The sequence below is a fragment of the Sphaerotilus mobilis genome, assembly GCF_004216565.1.
Classification (GTDB): Bacteria; Pseudomonadota; Gammaproteobacteria; order Burkholderiales; family Burkholderiaceae_C; genus Sphaerotilus; species Sphaerotilus mobilis.
This window is the reverse complement of record NZ_SGWV01000007.1, coordinates 255,156-274,658: the sequence shown is the minus strand read 5'-3', so window position 1 is coordinate 274,658 and position 19,503 is coordinate 255,156. Positions and strand designations below refer to the sequence as shown.

Below are 19,503 nucleotides of genomic sequence, written 5' to 3'. Positions count from 1 at the left end.
AGTGCGTGAAGTGTTGCGGTTCTTGTCCACTCATCTCCGGGGAGGGTGGTTCGCAAGAATCGATGGTTAAGTGATACTGAATTTAACGAGTTCCTCAGAGAACTCACGTGGGTCGCCAGACCCACCCGTCTCGATAAATCGGCAAGCAGCCGTATCCAACTGGGGTGTGTCCGTGAATCAATTTGGCATCGTTCGCAAGGTCGGTCCTGGCGCGCTCGGCGCGCTGGCCGCAGCCCTGAGCCTCGCCTGGCCCGCCGTCGCCCAAGCGCGACCGGCCGGCACCGTGGTCGCCGACGTGGTCGCCCTCGACCAGTCCATCGTCTACAACCGCTACGGTTCGTTCAACCCGTACGGGATGATCTTTGCGCTCAAGCGCGACGTCGTCGACCTCGACACCGGCCTGACGCTGGACCAGCCGGGCGCGACGGCCAAGCCGTGCCGCGTCGCGCTGCGTTCGGACCAGCGGCCGCGTCCGCTGGTGCTGCGCGGCAACATCGGCGACAAGCTCGAGGTGAACTTCACCAACCTGCTGTGCGAGGACGCGCCCGGCACGCCGGGCAATGACCCGTACGCGGAGGCTGCGCCGCTGGTGCCCGAGGTGCCTGAGCCGGGTGCCGCGCCGGAAGTGGCGAACGGCTTCAGCCGTCCGGCCACCCGCATCGCCTCGATGATGTTCAACGGCCTGACGCACGACACGTCCTTCCCGGGCTACAACACCTGGGACCCGCGCGTCACCGGCATCTCCGGCATCAACCCCGGCGAGTCCATCACCTACCGCCTGGTGCTCGAACGCGAAGGTGGCCACCTGTTCCACGACAACGCCATGCCGGCGGGTGGTGAGGGCGACGGCGGCTCGACCGTGCTGGGCCTGTTCGGCACCGTCAACGTCGAACCCGCGGGTTCGAACGTCTACCGCAGCGAGGTCGGCCGCAGCGTGATGCAGGCCGCGCGCGTCAATGGCGTCTTCAACTACGACGCGCTGGATGCCAATGGCGTGCCGCTGCTGAACATGCACCGTGACCTGGGCGGCAACCGCTGGGAGCTGGTGCACCCGGACCTGAACGCCATCGTGCAGGACTATGTGGTGGTCGACGACGGCTCCGCCTCGTCCAACGAGAACTGGTTCCGCGAGTTCACGACCATCTTCCACGACGAGCTGAAGACCGTTCAGGCCTACGGCGACGCCTTCGACCACACCGGTTCGGGCGTTGGCCTGCGTGACGGCTTTGGCATCAACTACGGCGCCTCCGGCCTGGGCGCGATCGTGGCGTCCAACCGCCTGGGCGTCGGCCCCGCTGCCGGCTGCGCCGAGTGCGCGCTGGAAGACTTCTTCCTGACCTCCTGGGCCAACGGCGACCCGGCCATGGTCGTCAAGTACGACGCCGACGGCCGTCCGGTGCAGCAGTACGAGGACGATCCGGGCAACGTGCACCACAGCTATGTGGGCGACCCGGTGCGCTTCCGCGCCATGCAGGCGGGTGTCAAGGAAACGCACATCTTCCACTTGCACGCCAACCAGTGGTTCGCCAAGAGCGGTGCGGGCAACGACAAGTCCAACTACCTCGACAGCCAGACCCTGGGCCCGCGCCAGGCCTACACCTACGAGATCGCCTACACCGGCGCCAACCGCAACCTGTCGGTCGGCGACGCGATCTATCACTGCCACATGTACCCGCACTTCGGCCAGGGCATGTGGGCGCTGTGGCGCAACCATGACGTGTTCGAGGACGGCAGCCGCCGCCTGCCCGACGGCGAGCTGGGCCAAGGCACCGACCCGGTCACCGGCGAGTCCGCCGGTGGTGCCTACACGCCGGCCGTGGTGCCCATCCGCAACATGGCGCTGGCCCCGGAGCCGACCTATGGCGCGGCCGCCACGCCGGGCTATCCCTTCTTCGTGGCTGGCCAGGCCGGCCACCGGCCGCCGCAGCCCCCGCTGGACCTGACCGCCGACAGCCAGCTCGGCCCCACCGGCATCGGCCGCCACATCATCACCGGCGGCGAACGCATCCTGGGTGCGGGCGTGGCCGCAGGCGACGTCTCCTCGGTGCTGACCTCGGCAGAAATCAAGCTGCTGCCCAACCAGGGCACGCTGCTGGAGCGCGCCGCGATCGCCTTCCATGCCAAGGCCGAAGGCCATGGCACGGTCAAGCCCGACGGCTCGGCGGCGGTCTTCAAGGTCAACGGCAAGCCCGGCGCGCCGGGTGCCCCGTTTGCCGACCCTTGCCCGTCGACCGCGCCGGTGCGGCGCTATGACGTGTCGGCGATCCAGCTCGACATGGTCGTCAACAAGGCCGGCTGGCATGACCCGCAGGCCCGTATCAACGTGCTGTCCAGCGAGGTGGCCGACTACGAAGGCAAGACCCGCCAGGCCGACCCGTTCTTCTTCCGCGCCCATTCCGGCGACTGCGTCATCTTCCGCCACACCAACCGCCTGCCGGCGGAACTGGCCAAGGATGACTTCCAGGCCCGCACGCCGACCGACACCATCGGCCAGCACATCCACCTGGTGAAGTTCGACGTCATGGCCTCCGACGGCGGTGGCAACGGCTGGAACTACGAGGACGGCACCTTTGCCCGCGACGCCCTGAAGGAGCGCGTGCACGCCGCCCTGCACCACGGCACCGTCAAGGTGGTGCGCCCGAACGGCACCGAGGTCGTCAAGCCGGCTGCCGAGGTTCTGCCGCCGGCCGAGAACGTGGGCTACCAGACCACCATCCAGCGCTGGTGGGCCGACGAGGTCTTCGACAAGGAAGGCCGCGACCAGACCCTGCGCACCGTCTTCACGCACGACCACTTCGGCGCCTCTTCGATCCAGCAGCACGGCTTCTACAACGCGCTGGTGGTCGAGCCCAAGGGCACCCAGTGGCTCAAGCCGGACGGCACCCCGCTGAGCACGGGCGTCGGCCCGGTGGCCATCATCCGTGGCGCGGAAGACCGCAAGACCCACCCGAACTTCCGCGAGTTCATGCTGGCGAGCGCGGACTTCGCGCTGCTCTACACCCAGGACGGCAGGCCGGTCGACCCGCCGGTCAAGCCCGAGGCGATCTCGGCCGGTCACCACAACCCCTACCTCGTCAACTACAAGAACGAGCCGATCCCGCTGCGCCTGGCCGAGTCCGGCGACCCGACCAAGATCTACACCGACAAGCGCGGCGACCAGGCCTTTGCCTTCAGCTCGCAGGTCCACGGCGACCCGTTCACCCCGGTGCTCAAGGCCTATGAAGGCGAACGGGTCCAGCTGCGCCTGATCCACGGCGCCCAGGAAGTCCAGCAGGTCTTCACGGTGCACGGCATGCGCTGGCGCCGCGAGGTCGGCGACAACACGTCGACCTGGGTGGGCGCGCAGGAGATCGGCATCTCCGAGCACATGGAGATCAACACCGGCAAGCTCGCCCCGGTCAGCGCCGCCGAAGGCACCCGCGACTACATGTACCACTACGGCACGACCGACGCGCTGTGGAACGGTGCCTGGGGCATCCTGCGGGCCTATGACAAGCCCGGCTCGATCGACCCGGTCAGCCAGCAGGCGATCCAGAACGCGCTGCAACCGCTGGAAGAGACGGTGGCCGCCGAGGCGACCGGCCTGAACCAGCAGATCCAGGCCATGCTGGCCGCCGACAGCTGCCCGGTGAACTCGACCCGTCGCACCTACAACGTGCAGGTCTGGGCCGCCCGTGACCTGCTGCCGGGCAAGGCGCTGGTCTACAACCAGCGTGCCGGCATCACCGATCCGACCGCGCTGATGTATGTGCATGCGGCCGACGTCGCCAAGCTGCGCACCGGCCTGATCAAGCCCGAGCCGCTGGTCATGCGCGCCAATGCAGGCGACTGCATCGTCGTCAACCTGACCAACAAGCTGCCGGCCAACCTGCCGGTGCCGGATCTGCCGGGTGACGCCGATCTGCCCAACACGGTGGCGCTCAATGCCGACCACCTCAAGCCGTCCAAGTACGTCGGCATGCACGCCGGCGTGCTGAGCTTCGACCCGCGCAAGAGCGACGGTGCCAACGTGGGCTACAACCCCGAGCAGCTCGCCGGTCCGGGCCAGACCCGCCAGTACGTCTGGTACGCCGGCCGCATCAAGTCCTATGACGCGGTGCTGGGCATGCTCGATGTTGGCCAGCCGATCGAGTTCGGCACGGTGCCCATCCGTCCGATGAGCGACGTGGTCAAGCAGGGCTCGCAAGGCCTGGTGGGCAGCCTGATCGTCGAACCCCGCAACTCGACCTGGTGGAACGCGGCCAACACGTCCACCGCCGGTGCGGCGACGGCCAGCGTGGCGACCATCCGCTCGGGCGGCAAGTCCTTCAAGGAGTTCGTGGTCCATTACCAGGACGGCCTGAACCTGCGCATGAACGGCGCTCGCGCCGACGAGATCAAGCAGCACTGGATCGGCGACGACTCCTACGACTTCGGCGAGCGGGCGATCAACTACCGCACCGAGCCGCTGTGGTCGCGCATCGACTACACCGCGCAGCCGTATGCCGCCTGCCAGCAGTCGCTGGTGGTCTCGGGTGACATCAACCCCTGCGTGCTGGGTGCCAACCTGATGGTCGACAACGATGCCCGACTGGCCGGCAACCTGCGCGGCCTGCCGGTCGAGACGCCGGTGTTCGAGGCCAAGGCCGGTCAAGCCGTGCGCTTCCGCGTGCTGCAGGCCGACGGCCGTGCCCGCCAGCACAGCTTCCGCGTCATCGGCCACAACTACGCCGACCTCGGCATGGACGGCTTCCTGGCCACCGGCGCCAGCCTGATCGCCCCGGGCAAGGCGGTCACCGCCGACCTCTACGGCGGCGCCAAGCGTGGCTACTGGCACTACCGTGACGGTCCGGCCAAGTTCGTCAACACCGGCATGTGGGGCCTGTTCAAGGTCGACTGACCTGAACTGACCTGACCCATCCGAAGCCCGCGCTGGCCACAGCGCGGGCTTTTTCCTTTTCAGTTCCGGCCCGCCAGGCTTGACCTGGATCGGCCTTTAAGCACCCCTTCAGCGAACCGAGGCCTGGGTTGCGTCTTCTGCACACCTGAATTCTTAAGGCCTCTCTATGCTTCGGTTTTCTGAAGGTTTGGGGTGACCATGCGCCTGTTGCTTGCTGAAGATGACGCCCTGCTGGGCGATGGATTGCGTGCCGGCCTGCGGGCCATCGGCTTCCAGGTCGACTGGGTGCGGGACGGGCTGGCGGCCGAGCGCGAGCTGTCCAACCAGAGCTACACCGCCGCCGTGCTCGACCTGGGCCTGCCGCGCATCGACGGGCTGGACGTGCTGCAGTCGATCCGCAAGGCCGGTGTGAAGACACCCGTGCTGGTGCTGACCGCCCGCGATGCGGTGCCGCAGCGCATCGAGACGCTGGACGCCGGGGCCGATGACTACGTCGTCAAGCCGATCGACCTGCATGAGCTGGCGGCCCGGCTGCGGGCGCTGGTGCGGCGCTCGCACGGACAGGTGCAGGACCTGATCGTGGTCAACGGCGTCGAACTCGATCCGGGCGCCCGCGAGGTCAAGCTCGAAGGCCAGCCGGTCAAGCTGTCGACCCGCGAGTTCGACCTGCTGCATGCCCTGATGCTGCGGCCGGGCCGCGTGCTGACGCGCGAACAGCTGGAGAGCCATCTGTACGGCTGGGGCGAGGAGGTCGGCAGCAACACCGTCGAGGTCCATGTGCACCACCTGCGCCGCAAGCTCGGCAGCCAGCGCATCCGCACGGTGCGGGGCGTGGGCTATGCGTTCTCGCCCTCGGCCACGGCACCTGCGGTCGCGGCGGCCGATTTGGGCCCTGCCGACGAGTCGGCGATCGACATCGCACCCAGCCGGCCGGCGCCGCTCTGACCATGGCCACGCGACGTCCGACCCCTTCGCTGCAGCACGGTCTGCAATGGCGCGTGCTGGGCGCGGTGGTCGTGCTCTGGGCCGCCGTGGCGGCCACCACGTGGTACCGCATGAGCCAGCAGGTCGATGACCTGCTCGACGGCCACCTGGCACAGGGCATGGCCTTGCTGATGGCCCTGCAGGTCCAGGACCACGAGTTCGACGAGATGCTGACCGCCGACCACATCGCGGTCGATTCGTCGACGCCGGAAGGCGAGGTGCCACGCTGGTCCGGCACCCAGGCGGCCGAACTGGCGCTGCACCGCTACGCCACCAAGGCGGTGTTCCAGGTCTGGTATCAGGGCCAGCTGCTGCTGAAGTCGACCGATGCGCCGGTCGAGCCGCTGGCCGAGTTGCGGCAGGGCTTCTCGGACACCACCGTCAACGGCGTGCACTGGCGGGTCTACACCGCGCCGGCCGTGCGGCCCGAGTCCTACGTGATCATGGCCGAGTCGATCGAGGCCCGACACGACATCGTCAACGCGGTGATGCGCGACTCCTGGCTGCCCCTGATCGCCGGCCTGCCGCTGCTGGCCTTCGCGATCTGGGTGGCGGTGCGCCAGGGGCTGGTGCCGCTGAACCGGCTCGGTGCCCAGGTCAGCGCGCGCAAGCCGGAGTCGCTGGATCCGATCGACGCCGACGAGTCGCCGCGCGAGCTGGCACCGCTGATCCAGGCGCTCAACCAGCTGTTCGTGCGGATGCGCAACTCGCTCGAATCCGAACGCCGTTTCACCTCGGACGCCGCCCACGAGCTGCGCACGCCGATCGCCGGCATCCGCGCCCAGGCCCAGGCGGCGCTGACGGTCAGCGATGCCGGCCAGCGTCGCCAGGCCCTCGTTGGCACGCTCGAAGGCTGTGACCATGCCGCGCGCCTCGTCGACCAGCTCTTGCAGTTGGCCCGTCTGGAGGGCGGTCGCTCGAACGGCGACGCACGCCGGGTGGTCGACGTGCATCAGGTGGCGCGCGACGAGGTGGGCGAGGCGGCGGCATCGGCCTTCGAGACGGGCCATGAACTGGTGCTCGACGCCGGTCCGGACCGCAGCGGCCCCTGGGTGCTGGCGGCCGATCCGGTTTTGCTGGGCATCTTGCTGCGCAACCTGATCGACAACGCCCTGCGCTACAGCCCGCCGGGCTCGACGGTGCAGGTGACGCTGGCCGGTCCGGACGGCAAGGGCCGGCGCTCGGTGTCGGTGGAGGACAGCGGACCCGGCCTGCCGCCGGCCCTGATGCAGCGGCTGGGCGAGCGCTTTTTCCGCGCCCGCCAGAACGATGCGCCGGGCAGCGGGCTGGGCTGGTCCGTCATCCGGCGCATCTGCCGGGCCTACGACCTGGCGGTGCAGGTCGACCGGTCGCCGCAATGGGGCGGCCTGCGGGTCACGATGAGCTGGTTGCCCGATCCGGCCTTGACGCTGGCCGACGCCGACGGGGCTCAGGGCCATCGACGGGCAAGGTCTGCGCTGAGCTCGGAGGGCGCCGCGACGTCAGGCCGCAGCACCGAGCCGGTGCTGGCCGATCCGAACGGCCCCCTGCAGGACTGGGCGATCTGAGGCCGGGCCGACAGGTCGCCGGCCGCCGCTGGACGCTGGACGCTTGACGGCGCTCGGCCCCAAGGTTCAGCGGATCAGCAGTCCAGCGGCTCAGCGGTTCAAGCCTGGCGGCGACGAGCGCAGCGGGTTGAGGACGTTGTTGCCGGCGCCGTTGGCACCGCCATTCAGGCCGGAGCCGAAGCCGCTGGACGGCGACAGGCCGACCGGCGCCGATGCGGCGCCGGGGCCCGAAGCGGCCGTCCCCGGGGCGCCCGGCAGGTTGGACACGCCGCGCACATTGGCGACGAACTCCCACTCGGCATAGTCGGTCGCCTCGGCAAACTTCTCCAGACCGACCGGGAAACCGGTGCGCCGGAAGGGCAGGCCTTTGGCCTCGCTGCGCACGCCGACCAGTTGATCGGCCCGCACGATCAGCTTGAGCGCCGCGCCCGGCCGCAGCGGATCGCCATAGGCCTGGCGCAGGTGCCGGCGCGAGGTCGGGAAGCGCTTGTCCTCCAGCAACTCCTCGACCCGCACCGGCAGCTTCTTCACGCCGCCGGGCGTGGCGTTGTAGTAGGACTCGATGGCCTGCCGGTACTGCTGGCCGACCCAGAGCAGCTCGGCCTCGGCCTCGCGCTGGCGTTCGTCAGCGGCGGCCTGGCCCCACCGGGCCGCCGTCCAGCCCGACGCCGCCAGCAAGACCAGGAAGCCGAGCAGCACGGCGCCGCGCGACGGCCGACGCAGGGGCTTCATCAACGTTCGAAGTCGGGTTGGCGCGTCACCGTCACGGTGATGCGTGCGCCGTTGGCCACCGAGGGCGTGGCTTGCGATTCGTCCTGAACCTGACGCGGGGTGCGCTCTTTGCCGTTGCTGTCCAGGCCGGTGCTGTCGACGTCGATGACGCCGCCGAGCGTCAGGTCGCTGGGCGCCACAACGACCCAGGTCGGCTTCTCCAGGAAGGGATCGGACGGGATGGCGCGCAGGTAGCGCCGTGCCACCAGGTCCTCCAGCCGGTCGGGGTATTTGCCGGTGTCGCCGTAGTGCCGATCGATGGCCTCGCGCATCAGGGTCAGGTTGCGTTCGAGCACCTTTTCCTTGCCGCGGTCGAGCGCGTCCAGGTAGCGCGGCAGCGCCACCGTCAGCAGCAGGCCGATCAGCGTCATCACGACCACCAGCTCCATCAGCGTGAAGCCGAGCCGGCTGCGGCGTGTCGGGCGTGTCGGCATCGGTCGGGACAAGGGCTTGGGAGTCATGGCGTCGATCGCTGGATGAGGCGGGCCGGCCGGCGTGCGCGCGGCGTTCACCACTTGTTGTAGGGCACGCCGTTGAGGCCCTTGCCTTCGGCCTTGGAGTGCACGTCGAAGACATCGTCGCCCGAACGTGGGTCGTCCGGCGGGCTGTCGTAGCTGCGCAAGGCCCAGGTGCGTGCGGCCGGCAGGGCCGGGTCGGCAAACGGGTCACGCGGCACGCGCCGCAGCAGGTAGAGCTTGCGGGTCTCGCCCTCGCCGATGTTCTTGGCGACCAGGTCGATGCCCTGTTCGAGCACCTCCAGGCTGGGCGGGTAGCCCGAATCGCCCGGCTTGCGAGCGATCTGGCCCTGCTCGGCCGCCTGCTTGTGGCGGTCGAGCGCGCCGCGGATCTCGCGCAGCGCGCTGCGCAGCTCCTGTTCCTTGCTGCGTTGCACCGCCAGCTCGGCCATCGGTGCGGCCACCATCGCCAGCACGCCCAGCAGGGCCAGCGTGACGACCAGCTCGATCAGCGTGAAGCCGCGGGTGCGCACCGGCCAGGTCCTCATGCGGCTCACTGCGCGACCGGAGCGGTCTCTTCCTCGGAAGCCACCGGGGCGGTGTCGACCGGCGCTTCCTCGACCGGTGCCGGGGCCGACGCGGCGGCAGCGGCGGCTGCGGCTGCGGCTGCGGCTGGCTGCGCGGGCGTGATCCCCGGCACGCGCCGGGCCGGCAGGCTGGCACGGGCCGGACCGGAGACGCGCGGCGCGGCGGGCACGCCGGCTGCGGCGGCGCCACCAGCAGCGGCTCCTGCTCCGGCTCCAGCACCACTGGCCCCGGCGCCCGAACTGCCCACCACACCCGCACCGCCGACCGGGGTGCCGGTGCGGACCGAGCCGATCGGGTCGATGCGCAGCGGCCGGTCACGCACGGTCGATTCGGTGCCCGACCAGATCTCGCCCAGGCGGGCCTCGGGCGTCGCCGTCGCCCGCACGATGCGCGGCGTGATCGACAGGATGATCTCGGTCTTGCCGCCCGACGCATTGGTCGAGCTGAACAGCCGCCCCAGGATGGGCAGCTGGCCCAGACCCGGCAGCTTGCTGGCCGTGCTGCGGTCCTGGTCGTTGATCAGGCCGGCCAGCACCTGGGTCTCGCCGTCACGCAGGCGCAGCGCGGTGGTCGCGTTGCGGGTGCCGATCTGGTAGGCCACGCCCGACGCGGTGGTGATGGTCCGGGCGATGTTGCTGACCTCGAGGTTGACCTTGATGCCGACGTCCGAATCGGCATAGACCTGCGGCTCGACCTCCAGCTTGATGCCCACGTCGACGTACTGCACCGAGCCGGTGATGACCGAGTTGGACCCGTTCTGCTGCGGCGAGATCAGGTTGGTGATGACCGGCACCTTGTCGCCCACCAGGATGCGGGCCTTTTCCTTGTTGCGGGCGCGGATGCGCGGGCTGGCGAGGATGTTGGTGTCGGTGTCTTGCAGCAGCAGGTTCAGGCCCAGGCTCAGGCTGCTGGCGGTCAGGTCATCGGTGCCCAGGCCGCGCAGGGCGCCCAGCGTGGTGGCGGTCGACGGGGTCGACAGCGAGAAGGAATCGGGGAACTTCAGGCCGAGGTTGGAGCTGCGGTCGGCCGAGACCTCCAGCACCTGCACCTCCAGCATCACCTCGGGATCGGGCACGTCATTGGCCGCGATCAGCTTCTCGGCCACCGCGATCGCGGCCGGCGTGTCGCGCATGACCAGCGAGTTGGTCTTGGCGTCGGTCACGACGTCGCGCGTCTTGAGCATGGTCTTGATGATCGTGGCCATCTGCGTGGCCTCGATGTTGCTCAGCTGGAAGCTGCGCACCTTCAGCTCGTTGTACTCGCGCTGCTTGGCCGCCGTGGCCGGGTAGATGAACAGCGTGTTGCCGTTGAGCACGCGCTTTTCCAGCTGGTTCTGCAGCAGGATCAGGTCGAGCGTGTCCTCGACCGAGGCGTTCTGGACATAGATCGTGGTGCGCAGGTCGGCGCGCACGTCGCGGTCCAGGATGATGTTGATGCTGGCCGTGCGCGACAGCGCCTCGAACACCATCTTCACGTTGGCATCGCGGAACTGCAGCGTGACCGGGCGCTTGAAGGCGGCCTCCAGGCCGGCGCTGCGCTCGCGCTCGACGCGGTCGGCCTCGATGCGTTCATCGACCAGACGCGCCAGCGCGGTCAGCTCGGCCCGGTTGGGCAGCTCGCGCTGGGCCCGCCGCACGGCTTCCAGCGCCTGCTCGTTCTGCTTGCCCTTGAGGAAGGTGTCGACCTGGTTGCGCACGCCCTCGATGCGGCGCTGGTCCTGCACCGCCTGCAGGCCACGCTGGGCGCGGTCGCTGGAAGGGTCGAGCATCAGCGCCTCGCGGTAGAGCTTGGCGGCCTCATCGAACTGGCCGGCGCTGCGGGCGTCGTCGGCCTTGCTGCTCAGGCCATGCGTGAGCAGGGTGCGCTGGGACAGGTAGTCGATGCGGTAACGGGCGTTGCCCGGCTCCATCTCGGCGGCCTGGCGCAACTGCTGCAGGCCTTCGGCGCTGCGGCCGCTGGCCATGGCATTCAGGCCGTCTTCGTGCACGCGCTGGGCGGCGCAGCCCGACAGCACCACGGCACAGGCCAGGGTCAGCCGGGTCAGGGGGCGGCGATAGGTACTCTTCACGAGGGAGCTCCGGAAAGGGGCATGCGCACGGTCACACCCTGCTGCACGTGGATGAAGACGAGTTCGGTGGGCTTGATGGCATCGAGGCGGAAACCGCCCTCGAGCGCATCGCCCGGGCCGGCGACCAGCAGCTTGTCGCCCACCGACAAGAAGACCTGCGGCTTCTTGCTGGGCAGCGTCTCGAGCATGCCGACGAACTTGTAGGGCAGGGTGGGCAAGGGCGGCGCGGCCGGTGCGGCGGCGACCACCGGTGCGGCCGGCGGCGGTGGTGCGGCCACCACCGGGGCGGCCTTGGGCGCCGGGGGCGGCGCGGGCTCGAAGCTGCGCGCGCCGAAGGCATCGGCCTGGGCGCGGGGTTCGAGCCGGGCGGCCTGCATGGCCGTGCCCGAGGCGGATGCGGACAGGCCCGGCGCGGCCGGCAGGGCCTCGCGGGCGCCGGCCGGGCTGGTGGCGCTCATGCGCTCGACCGGCGTGGCCGGACGGCGATTGGCGCGGTCTGCCTTGGCGACCGGTTCGACCGTGTCCTCGCCCTTCAGCACGATCCAGCCCGACCAAGCGACGACGGCCGCAGCGGCCGCCCACAGCCAGGTCTTGCTTCTGGCGGGTGCCGCGCGGCTCATGAGCGCCCCCGGTAGAAGAAGGTGATGCGCAAGGTGGTCTCCAACTCGGCCTGCTGGGTGTCGGGCCGGTCGATCTGCAGGCCGTCCAGCGCCACGTGCGGCATCGTGTTGAGCATCTCGGCGGTGTAGCGACGCAGCTGCGCGTAGCTGCCGCGCACCGGCAGCTGGAGGCGCCACTGCGAGATCGCCTCGTCGCCCAGCGCGGCGGCATCGGCCGCGCCGTCCAGGCGCTCGACCGCGTAGTCGCCACGGGCCAGCTCGACCTTGAGCTGCTGCGACAGCTCAACCAGACGGGTCAGGTCGGCACCGCGCTGGCTCGGCGGCGGCAGGCTCTCCAGCAGCGCGATGGCGTTGCTGACGGCGGCCAAGCGGGCCGGCCGCTGGCCGCCAGTCGGCGCCTTGGCGGCCTCTTCCTGCAAGCTCGCCTGGCGCTGGGCCAGTTCGGCCTGACGCTGCTTGAGCGACGGGCCCTCGACGGCCAGCAGGTAGATCGCCGCCAGCAGGCCGACCAGGCCGATCAGGCCCGGGCGACCGACGTGCAGGCGCCAGGCCACGCCGAGGCGGCGCAGCAGCGGCGGACCGCTCCGGCCCGTCGCCGGCAGGGGGTTCAGTTGTTCGCTCAAGGGGTCACCTCCGTGCCGCGCTCGGCCACGCGCAGCGGCGCCGCTGCGGCGCCGCGCCAGCGGGCGACGATGTTGAAGCGCACCGGGCGACCGGGCTGCTGGTCCTCGATCTGGTGCTGCACGATCTGCACATCGGCCAGCCGCGGGTCCTGTTCCAGGCGGCGCAGCCAGCTGGCCATCGCACCCAGGTTGCGGGCCAAGGCCATGACGCGGATCTGGCCGCTGGCGGCGTCAGGCTCCAGCCGCAGCAGGCCGACCTGCGGGTCAGCGTTCTGCTCCAGCAGGTTGAACAGCTCGTTCCAGGGGGCTTCGAGCTGCACCAGCAGCCGACGCGCCTGGGCCTGTCGACGCCGGTCGTTGGCCGACAGCTCGATCGGCGCATCGGCCGCCGCGCTGGCGCGTCGCACCGCGTTGACCGACTGTTCGCGGGCCTCGATGTCGGCACGCAGCGGCAGCAGCGGCAGCAGCGCCACGGCGGCCAGCAGCAGCCCTGCAGCGGCCAGTGCCCAGCCGCCCCAGGGCGTGTGGCGGTCGTTGAGCAGGTCAACGGCGTGGATGCGCTTCATGCCGCACCTCCCTGACCACCGGCACCCGCGTCCAGCGAGGCGGCTGCACCCCGCGCGCCCAGCGGCATGTTGCTGGGCCGGGGCATGCCGTCCAGCGGTGCGGGCACCAGTGCGCCGACCTGGCTGTGGGCGTGGCCGAGGGACTGGCCCTGGCCACCGCCCCAGACATAGCGGCACAGCGCCTGGCTCTCGGGCAGCAGGTAGACCACACACTCGTCGGCCTGCGGCACGCTGCGCACGAAGGCGCGCAGGCGCTGTTCCATCGTCACCGCATCGGCGGCCTCGAAGCGTTCCCAGGCCAGCTGCGTCGGCAGGCCGTCGCGGATCAGCACCAGGGACATGCCTTCCTCGCGCAGCAGGGCCAGCACGGCATCGTTTTCCGGAATCTGCGGCGCCAGCCGGCGCAGGTCCTCGACCAGCGCGGGATGCAGGCGCTGCAGCTGCACGCCCGACAGCGCCAGCGCCTCGGTCCAGGCGGCCACGTCCGGCTCGGCGGCGGCGACGGCCAGCCAGCGTTCGCCGTTTTTCAGCGGCGTGACCTGCACACGCAGGTCGTCACGACCCAGGTCGGCGGCGAAGCGCAAGGTGGCTTCCTGCAAGGCCTGGCCCCAGCCGAGGTCGTCGTCGAGCAGCAGGTAGTACAGGTATTCGTCGGCGACCGTGAGGGCGGCCTGGCGCGGCAACTCCTCGATGTCGGCCAGACGCAGCGCCGACAGCGCCGCCGTCAGCGCGCTGGCGCCTTCGCCGGAGCCACTGGCCACCGCCACCGGGCGGCTGTTCCACCCGGCCGGCAGCAGCTCGGCCTGGCAGCTGCGCATGCGCAGGTTCAGGCTCAGCTCACTCTTGAACCGCAGTGACACGATTGGCTTCCTCCAGGGTGGTGACGCCGGCCTTGACGAAGTCGAGGGCGGCTTGTCGCAGCGTGATCAGGCCGCGCTTCTCGGCGGCCTCGCGCAGCCGCGCAGGGCTGGCGCGCTCGGCGATCAGGCTCTTGAGTTCGATGTCCAGCGCCATGGTCTGGGCGATGGCGCGGCGGCCCTTGTAGCCCGTGCCACGGCAATGGCTGCAGCCGCGGCCTCGCTGGAAGCGCCACGGCAGGTCAAAGACGGTCTCGTCCAGGCCGCTGGTGGTCAGCAGTTCCAGGTCGGGCTTGACCGGCTCGGTGCAGTGCGGGCAGATCACGCGCACCAGGCGCTGGGCGACCACGCCGTTGAGCGCGGCCACCAGGTTGTAGGGGTCCACGCCCATGCTGGCGAGGCGGCCGATGACGTCGAACACGTTGTTGGCGTGCACCGTCGCATAGACCTGATGGCCCGTCAGCGCCGCCTGCACCGCGATCTGGGCGGTCTCGGCGTCGCGCATCTCGCCGACCATGATGCGGTCCGGGTCGTGGCGCAGGATCGAGCGCAGGCCGCGCGCGAAGGTCAGGCCCTTGGCCTCGTTGACGGGGATCTGCAGGACGTCGGGCAGCTGGTATTCGACCGGGTCCTCGATGGTGATCATCTTGTCCTGGCCGGTGTGGATCTCCGACAGCACGCCGTAGAGCGTGGTGGTCTTGCCCGAGCCGGTCGGGCCGGTCACTAGCAGCAGGCCGTAGGGCATCTGGGCCAGCCGGCGGATGAAGGCGGCGGCGTGGGCATCGAAGCCCAGGTGGTCGACCGACAGGGTCTGGTCGGCCGCCAATTGGTAGCGGTCGAGGATACGCAGCACCGCGTCCTCGCCGTAGCTGCTGGGCATGATCGAGACGCGCACGTCGATCTCGCGGCCCGAGCGGCTGAGCTTGAGGCGGCCGTCCTGCGGCACCCGGCGCTCGGAGATGTCGAGGTCGGCCAGCACCTTCAGGCGCGAGATGACCCGGTCGGCGAACTCGCGGCCTTCGGGCCGGCTGACGCTCTGCAGCACGCCGTCGAGGCGGTACTTCACCACCAGGCCGCGCGGGCCGCATTCGAGGTGGATGTCGCTCGCCTGGGCCTGCAGCGCGTCGTAGAGCGTGCCGTTGAGGAAGCGCACCACGGGGCTCTCGTCGGCGCTGATCTGCGCCAGCGACAGCTCCAGCGTGCCGCTGTCGCCCCGTTCGCCGTCGCCGGTCAGGCCGCCGGTGTCGGCCGCCAGCGCGCGGGTCTCGCGCTCCAGCCGGCCGTAGAAGGCCTGCACGTCGCCGGTCGTGGCGACGTACCAGCGCGTGCGCGGGTGGCCGCCTTCGCGCAGGCGCGATTCGATCCACTGCCGCGTGCCACGGTCGAAGGGGTCGGCCAGCACCAGGTCGATGGCGTGGTCGGCACGGCGCAGCGCCACGCACAGGCGGCGCTGGCCTTGCGCGAACGGGATCAGCGTGAAGTCGGCCAGCTCGGTGCGGGCCTGGCGCAGGTCGCCCAGCAGCATGCCGCTCGCCTCGCCCAGCCAACGCCGGAAGGCGGCCTCGCGCACGGGGGCGTGGGCCTGGCTGCTGATCTGCGACTCGGCCTCGAAGCGGTCGAGCAGACGCTGCTGGACCGCGTTGACCTGCTCCTGCATCAGGTCGGCACCGCCGTCTTCCAGCGTGTAGCCGGAGTCGTTGCGGTCGCCGCGGACGTTCTCGTGGGGGGTTTCCATGGGGCTCAGCGGATGCTCGCGGCGAGTTGGAAGATGGGCAGGTACATCAGCACGACGATGCCGCCGACGACGCCGCCGATGAACAGCATCAGCACCGGCTCGATGACGCGGCCCAGGCGCTCCAGGGCCCGTTCGACGACCGCGTCGTGCACGTCGGCCAGGCGGTCCAGGGCGGTGTCGAGTGCGCCGGTCTGCTCGGCCACGCGCAACACGCGCAGCCCGAGGTTGTCGACCAGGCCGCTGTCATGCAGCGACTGCGCCAGCGGCGCGCCGCCGGTGGCTGCCGCCAGTGCGCGGTCCAGGCGGGGCTGGTCGGGCGCCGACAGCAGCGCCCGGCACATGCCCAGCGCCTTGAGCGCCGGCACGCCCGAGCGCGCCAGCATCGCGCCGGTGCGCGCCAGCTGGGCCTGGCCATAGGTCCGGACCAGGCCACGCAGCCAGGGCAGCCGGCCGGCCGCGTTCATCATCATCGAGCCCAGCCGGCCAGCCCGGGCGGCCCGCAGCAGCACCCAGACCAGCAGACCGACGCTGCCCAGCATGGTCGCCAGCAAGGGGCCCTGCACGGTCGACAGCGCCATGCCGACATCGATCAGCAGGCGCGACATCGGCGACATGTCGCGCGCCGCGCCTTCGAGCACCAGCGCGAAGCGCGGCACCACGTACATCAGCAGGAACAGCACCACCAGCGTCGCTACCGACACCAGCAGGGCCGGGTAGACACAGGCCGAGATCAGCTTGCTGCGCAACTGGCGCAGCCGGGTCGCGTTGGTGGCGTAGCGGGTCAGCGCGTCACCGAGGTCGCCGGTCAGCTCGCTGGCCTTGACGCAGGCCAGCATGGCGGTGCTGAAGTGGCCGCTGGCCTGCAGCGCGGTCGACAGGGTCTCGCCTTGGCGCAGTGCTTCGAGCAGGCGGTTCATGGCCTGGGCCGCGCCGCCGCTCTGGCGCTCGGCGACGGTGCGCAGGGCCTCGATCAGGCTCAGGCCGGAGCGCAGCATCAGCGCCAGGTCGTGGGCGAACTGTTCCTCGTCGAGCCGGCTTTCCTTCAGACCGCCGGTGAGCAGCGCGCCCCTTGCGGCGGCCGCACGCAGGCCGGTCGCTGCGCGAGACGGGGCCTGGGCCGGACGGCCGGGCGGCAGGGAGCTCGGGGCGTTCATCGTGTGCGGGGCGGCAGGGCGGGTCACCAGCTGTTGACGTCGGCGGCTTCGCCTTCGCCACCGGGCTGGCCGTCGCTGCCCAGGCTGGTCAGGTCGTAGTCGCCATGCTGGCCGGGCGCGGTGTAGACATAGGCACGGCCCCAGGGGTCGACGGGGATGTCGCGCTTGAGATAGGGGCCCTGCCAGCGCGGCAGGTCGGCCGGCGCGGCGCGCAGCGCGGCGAGGCCCTGCTCGGTGCTCGGGTAGCCGCCGACGTCCAGCCGGTACTGGTCCAGCGCCTGACCGAAGGACTCGATCTGGGCCCGCGCCACCTTGGCGTTGGACTTGCCGAGCTGGGTGAAGTACTGCGGCGCGACGATGCCGGCCAGCAGGCCGATGATGACCATCACCACCAGCAGTTCGAGCAGCGTGAAGCCGCGCGTGATGGTGCCCAAGCCTCGTGCGGCTGAGCGTGAGCCCCGGCGCGAGGCAAGGACAGGGCGGCTGGCGGCGGGAAGGACGTGGTTCATGGCGTGAGGCATGGGGCGGTCGGTCAGCGAGACGGGTTTCGATGCGGGCCAGCGGCGGGCAGCGGGACGTTAGGGGCGGAACGTGGCAGCCACCGGTGCGAGGCAAGGCGGCCGTGATGGATTGCTGTCATGCCCGTCACGGTGTTCGGATCCGTGGGGAATCGGCTGCTGCGGTGGCGGTCTTGAGCAGCGGCCTGGACTTTTTCGACGCCAGCGTGGCCTTGGGCACGTCGTGGTGCTGGTAGTGACGCTGCCAGGCCAGCACCTTGGGCACGTACAGGCGCGTTTCCTCGTAGTCGGGGATGCGGTTGCCGGCCCGCTGGACCGCGCCTTCGCCGGCGTTGTAGGCCGCCAGCGCGAGCGGCAGGTCGCCAGAGAAGCGCTGCAGCAAGGCGCGCAGGTAGCTCGCGCCACCGCGCAGGTTGTCGCCGACCGACCAGACCTGTCGCACGCCGAGCTGGCGGGCGGTGCCGGGCATCAGCTGCATCAGGCCCTGGGCGCCCTTGGGCGAACGGGCACGCGGGTTGAAGCCGGACTCGGCCGCAGCCACCGCCAGCAGCAGGCTGACCGGCACGGCCTGTTCACGGCCCACATGCTGGAACCAGGGCAACAGGCCCGCCGGGACACCTGGGGCGCGCACGGACATGCCGGCATCGACCGGATCGGGCAAGGGCGTGGCTGGGGAGGTGGTGCCAGCGGCCGCGGCTCGCGGCGCGACGACCGGCGCCACCGCCGGTGCGTCGATCAGCAGCGTGGGCGTGTCATCGCTGGCGAAGTTCGACAGCACCAACGGCGCGGCAAGGTCGTCGCCGGGCGCGCTGGCATAAACCTGCGCCTGCAGCGGAAGTGTCAGCAGGCTGCCGACGGCCAGAGCGAGCCAGGTCGGAAGGACGCGGCGCCACGGCGGTCGGATCAATACCAAGGACAGAAAGACGGGCAACACGTGACGGAGCGACCTGCAACTTTGAGTGAAAAACACTCAAAGAAGTAGACCATAGCTCCGTCGGCAGACCGCTATCTGACGTGGTTGGCAGAGCGTCCGGATGTGGAAGGTGCCCCGATTCCCCGCCTGCTTTCAGGCCGTACAGAAACCGTTCAGGATTCAGCCCGGCCGGCGCGCCGACCAGCGCAGACCCGCCACCGTGGCGAGCGCGACGAACAGCGCCAGGCTCCACAGCTCGAAGGGCACGCCGAACAGGTCGACGGCGGCGTCTGCACAGGAGGCACGAACCTCGAACAGCTCGGGCCACTGCGCATCCAGGCCGAGGCCGCTGATCACGCGGTCAGCCAGCGTCAGGTCGCAGCTGGGTGACTTCGACGCCACCCGGTTCTGGTAGAGCGCGGCGGCGATGCCGGCCAGCGCGAAGGCACCGGTCAGGGCCACCAGCACCCGCCGGCCCAGCGCGGCCAGGCCGTCGCGGACATCGGGCACAGCCGCCAGGGCGATCAGGCCGGCGCCCACCACCAGGAACAGGATGCGCTGCAGGATGCACCAGGGGCAGGGCAGCATTTGCAGCACGTGCTGGGCGTAATAGGCAGCGCCGACGCTGCCCCAGGCGGCCAGGCCGGCGAGCAGGCAGAGCCGCCGGGCGCGGGAGGAGGACAGGTCCATGCTGACGGTCCTGCCTCAGGCCACTTCGGCAATCAGCTCGATCTCGACGCAGGCCCCCAGCGGGATCTGCGCGACGCCGAAGGCGCTGCGGGCGTGGGCGCCGCGTTCCGGGCCGAACACCTCGACCAGCAGTTGCGAGGCGCCGTTGGTGACCAGGTGCTGCTCGGTGTAGGTCGGCACGCTGTTGACCAGGCTCATGACCTTGACGATGCGCCGCACCTTTTCCAGGTCACCCAGCGCCGCCTGCAGCGTGCCGAGCAGGTCGATCGCGACCGCGCGGGCGGCTTGCTGGCCGGTGGCGGTGTCGATGTCGCGGCCGAGCTGTCCGGCCCAGACCTGACCGTCGCGCTTGGCGATGTGGCCAGACAGGAACAGCAGCGGGCCGCTGCGCACAAAGGGCACGTAGGCGGCGGCCGGCACGGCGATCGGGGGCAGGACGATGCCGAGATCCTGCAGGCGTTGGGCGATGGACATGGCGTGGCTTTCAAGGGGGTTTGGGGCGTTCGGCATTCGGCCATCCCCCTGAAGGGGGAGC

General features: G+C 70.5%; 17 protein-coding genes. 3 read left to right on the top strand and 14 right to left on the bottom strand.

Annotated features, from left to right (window positions below; translation table 11 throughout):
- Positions 1–172 precede the first annotated feature (172 nt).
- The 3 genes from EV685_RS01490 to EV685_RS01480 all read left to right on the top strand — a co-directional run bounded on the left by EV685_RS01490 (position 173) and on the right by EV685_RS01480 (position 7,410).
- Positions 173–4,879, top strand: coding sequence for a copper oxidase (locus tag EV685_RS01490; RefSeq protein WP_242615365.1), 4,707 nt, complete (start codon positions 173–175; stop codon positions 4,877–4,879).
- 198 nt (positions 4,880–5,077) lie between these two features.
- Positions 5,078–5,824: a winged helix-turn-helix domain-containing protein gene (locus EV685_RS01485; protein ID WP_242615364.1), complete on the top strand. Its 747-nt coding sequence runs from the start codon at positions 5,078–5,080 to the stop codon at positions 5,822–5,824.
- Positions 5,825–5,826: 2 nt separating this feature from the next.
- Complete coding sequence (locus tag EV685_RS01480; RefSeq protein WP_130480221.1) at positions 5,827–7,410, top strand: ATP-binding protein; 1,584 nt, start codon at positions 5,827–5,829, stop codon at positions 7,408–7,410.
- A 90-nt stretch (positions 7,411–7,500) separates the two neighbouring features.
- On the opposite strand, the gene EV685_RS01475 is transcribed toward EV685_RS01480, so the two are convergent.
- From EV685_RS01475 to EV685_RS01410, 14 genes are all read right to left on the bottom strand, one after another.
- Positions 7,501–8,142 (bottom strand): type II secretion system protein, encoded by a 642-nt coding sequence (locus EV685_RS01475; RefSeq protein WP_130480220.1) that lies wholly within the window; start codon positions 8,140–8,142, stop codon positions 7,501–7,503.
- A complete protein-coding gene (locus EV685_RS01470; RefSeq protein ID WP_338054421.1) occupies positions 8,142–8,642 on the bottom strand; it encodes a type II secretion system protein in 501 nt (166 codons plus the stop codon). The genes EV685_RS01475 and EV685_RS01470 overlap by 1 nt, the downstream gene beginning before the upstream one ends.
- Before the next feature lie 47 nt (positions 8,643–8,689).
- A complete protein-coding gene (locus EV685_RS01465; RefSeq protein WP_130480219.1) occupies positions 8,690–9,184 on the bottom strand; it encodes a type II secretion system protein in 495 nt (164 codons plus the stop codon).
- 5 nt (positions 9,185–9,189) lie between these two features.
- Positions 9,190–11,292 carry a secretin N-terminal domain-containing protein gene (locus tag EV685_RS01460; protein WP_130480218.1) on the bottom strand — a complete coding sequence of 701 codons (2,103 nt, stop codon included), beginning with the start codon at positions 11,290–11,292 and terminating at the stop codon, positions 9,190–9,192.
- The gene (locus tag EV685_RS20730) at positions 11,289–11,912 is read right to left on the bottom strand and encodes a hypothetical protein (RefSeq protein WP_207224735.1); all 624 of its coding nucleotides are present in this window, start codon (positions 11,910–11,912) and stop codon (positions 11,289–11,291) included. The genes EV685_RS01460 and EV685_RS20730 overlap by 4 nt, the downstream gene beginning before the upstream one ends.
- Positions 11,909–12,535 (bottom strand): hypothetical protein, encoded by a 627-nt coding sequence (locus EV685_RS01450; protein ID WP_130480217.1) that lies wholly within the window; start codon positions 12,533–12,535, stop codon positions 11,909–11,911. Before EV685_RS01450 ends, EV685_RS20730 begins: the two co-directional genes overlap by 4 nt.
- A complete protein-coding gene (locus EV685_RS01445) occupies positions 12,532–13,101 on the bottom strand; it encodes a PilN domain-containing protein (protein WP_130480216.1) in 570 nt (189 codons plus the stop codon). The genes EV685_RS01450 and EV685_RS01445 overlap by 4 nt, the downstream gene beginning before the upstream one ends.
- Positions 13,098–13,961 carry a hypothetical protein gene (locus EV685_RS01440; protein WP_130480215.1) on the bottom strand — a complete coding sequence of 288 codons (864 nt, stop codon included), beginning with the start codon at positions 13,959–13,961 and terminating at the stop codon, positions 13,098–13,100. Before EV685_RS01440 ends, EV685_RS01445 begins: the two co-directional genes overlap by 4 nt.
- Entirely contained in the window at positions 13,939–15,693 is a 1,755-nt protein-coding gene (locus tag EV685_RS01435) for a GspE/PulE family protein (protein WP_130480214.1), read from the bottom strand. Before EV685_RS01435 ends, EV685_RS01440 begins: the two co-directional genes overlap by 23 nt.
- Before the next feature lie 5 nt (positions 15,694–15,698).
- Positions 15,699–16,847: a type II secretion system F family protein gene (locus EV685_RS01430; RefSeq protein ID WP_130480213.1), complete on the bottom strand. Its 1,149-nt coding sequence runs from the start codon at positions 16,845–16,847 to the stop codon at positions 15,699–15,701.
- Positions 16,848–16,870: 23 nt separating this feature from the next.
- On the bottom strand, positions 16,871–17,356 hold the full coding sequence (gspG, locus tag EV685_RS01425) for a type II secretion system major pseudopilin GspG (RefSeq protein WP_130480212.1): 486 nt from the start codon (positions 17,354–17,356) through the stop codon (positions 16,871–16,873).
- 136 nt (positions 17,357–17,492) lie between these two features.
- Entirely contained in the window at positions 17,493–18,272 is a 780-nt protein-coding gene (locus EV685_RS01420) for a lytic transglycosylase domain-containing protein (protein ID WP_242615363.1), read from the bottom strand.
- A gap of 186 nt (positions 18,273–18,458) precedes the next feature.
- Positions 18,459–18,968 carry a disulfide bond formation protein B gene (locus EV685_RS01415; RefSeq protein ID WP_130480211.1) on the bottom strand — a complete coding sequence of 170 codons (510 nt, stop codon included), beginning with the start codon at positions 18,966–18,968 and terminating at the stop codon, positions 18,459–18,461.
- A gap of 15 nt (positions 18,969–18,983) precedes the next feature.
- Entirely contained in the window at positions 18,984–19,442 is a 459-nt protein-coding gene (locus EV685_RS01410) for a RidA family protein (protein ID WP_130480210.1), read from the bottom strand.
- Between the last annotated feature and the right edge of the window lie 61 nt (positions 19,443–19,503).

What these genes read in the sequence shown, in the direction of transcription:
- gspG (WP_130480212.1), bottom strand. Translation starts at nt 17,356, where the DNA reads ATGAACCACGTCCTTCCCGCCGCCAGCCGCCCTGTCCTTGCCTCGCGC.
- EV685_RS01475 (WP_130480220.1), bottom strand. Translation starts at nt 8,142, where the DNA reads ATGAAGCCCCTGCGTCGGCCGTCGCGCGGCGCCGTGCTGCTCGGCTTC.
- EV685_RS01435 (WP_130480214.1), bottom strand. Translation starts at nt 15,693, where the DNA reads ATGGAAACCCCCCACGAGAACGTCCGCGGCGACCGCAACGACTCCGGC.
- EV685_RS20730 (WP_207224735.1), bottom strand. Translation starts at nt 11,912, where the DNA reads ATGAGCCGCGCGGCACCCGCCAGAAGCAAGACCTGGCTGTGGGCGGCC.
- EV685_RS01430 (WP_130480213.1), bottom strand. Translation starts at nt 16,847, where the DNA reads ATGAACGCCCCGAGCTCCCTGCCGCCCGGCCGTCCGGCCCAGGCCCCG.
- EV685_RS01445 (WP_130480216.1), bottom strand. Translation starts at nt 13,101, where the DNA reads ATGAAGCGCATCCACGCCGTTGACCTGCTCAACGACCGCCACACGCCC.
- EV685_RS01470 (WP_338054421.1), bottom strand. Translation starts at nt 8,642, where the DNA reads ATGACTCCCAAGCCCTTGTCCCGACCGATGCCGACACGCCCGACACGC.
- EV685_RS01465 (WP_130480219.1), bottom strand. Translation starts at nt 9,184, where the DNA reads ATGAGGACCTGGCCGGTGCGCACCCGCGGCTTCACGCTGATCGAGCTG.
- EV685_RS01485 (WP_242615364.1), top strand. Translation starts at nt 5,078, where the DNA reads ATGCGCCTGTTGCTTGCTGAAGATGACGCCCTGCTGGGCGATGGATTG.
- EV685_RS01480 (WP_130480221.1), top strand. Translation starts at nt 5,827, where the DNA reads ATGGCCACGCGACGTCCGACCCCTTCGCTGCAGCACGGTCTGCAATGG.
- EV685_RS01415 (WP_130480211.1), bottom strand. Translation starts at nt 18,968, where the DNA reads ATGGACCTGTCCTCCTCCCGCGCCCGGCGGCTCTGCCTGCTCGCCGGC.
- EV685_RS01410 (WP_130480210.1), bottom strand. Translation starts at nt 19,442, where the DNA reads ATGTCCATCGCCCAACGCCTGCAGGATCTCGGCATCGTCCTGCCCCCG.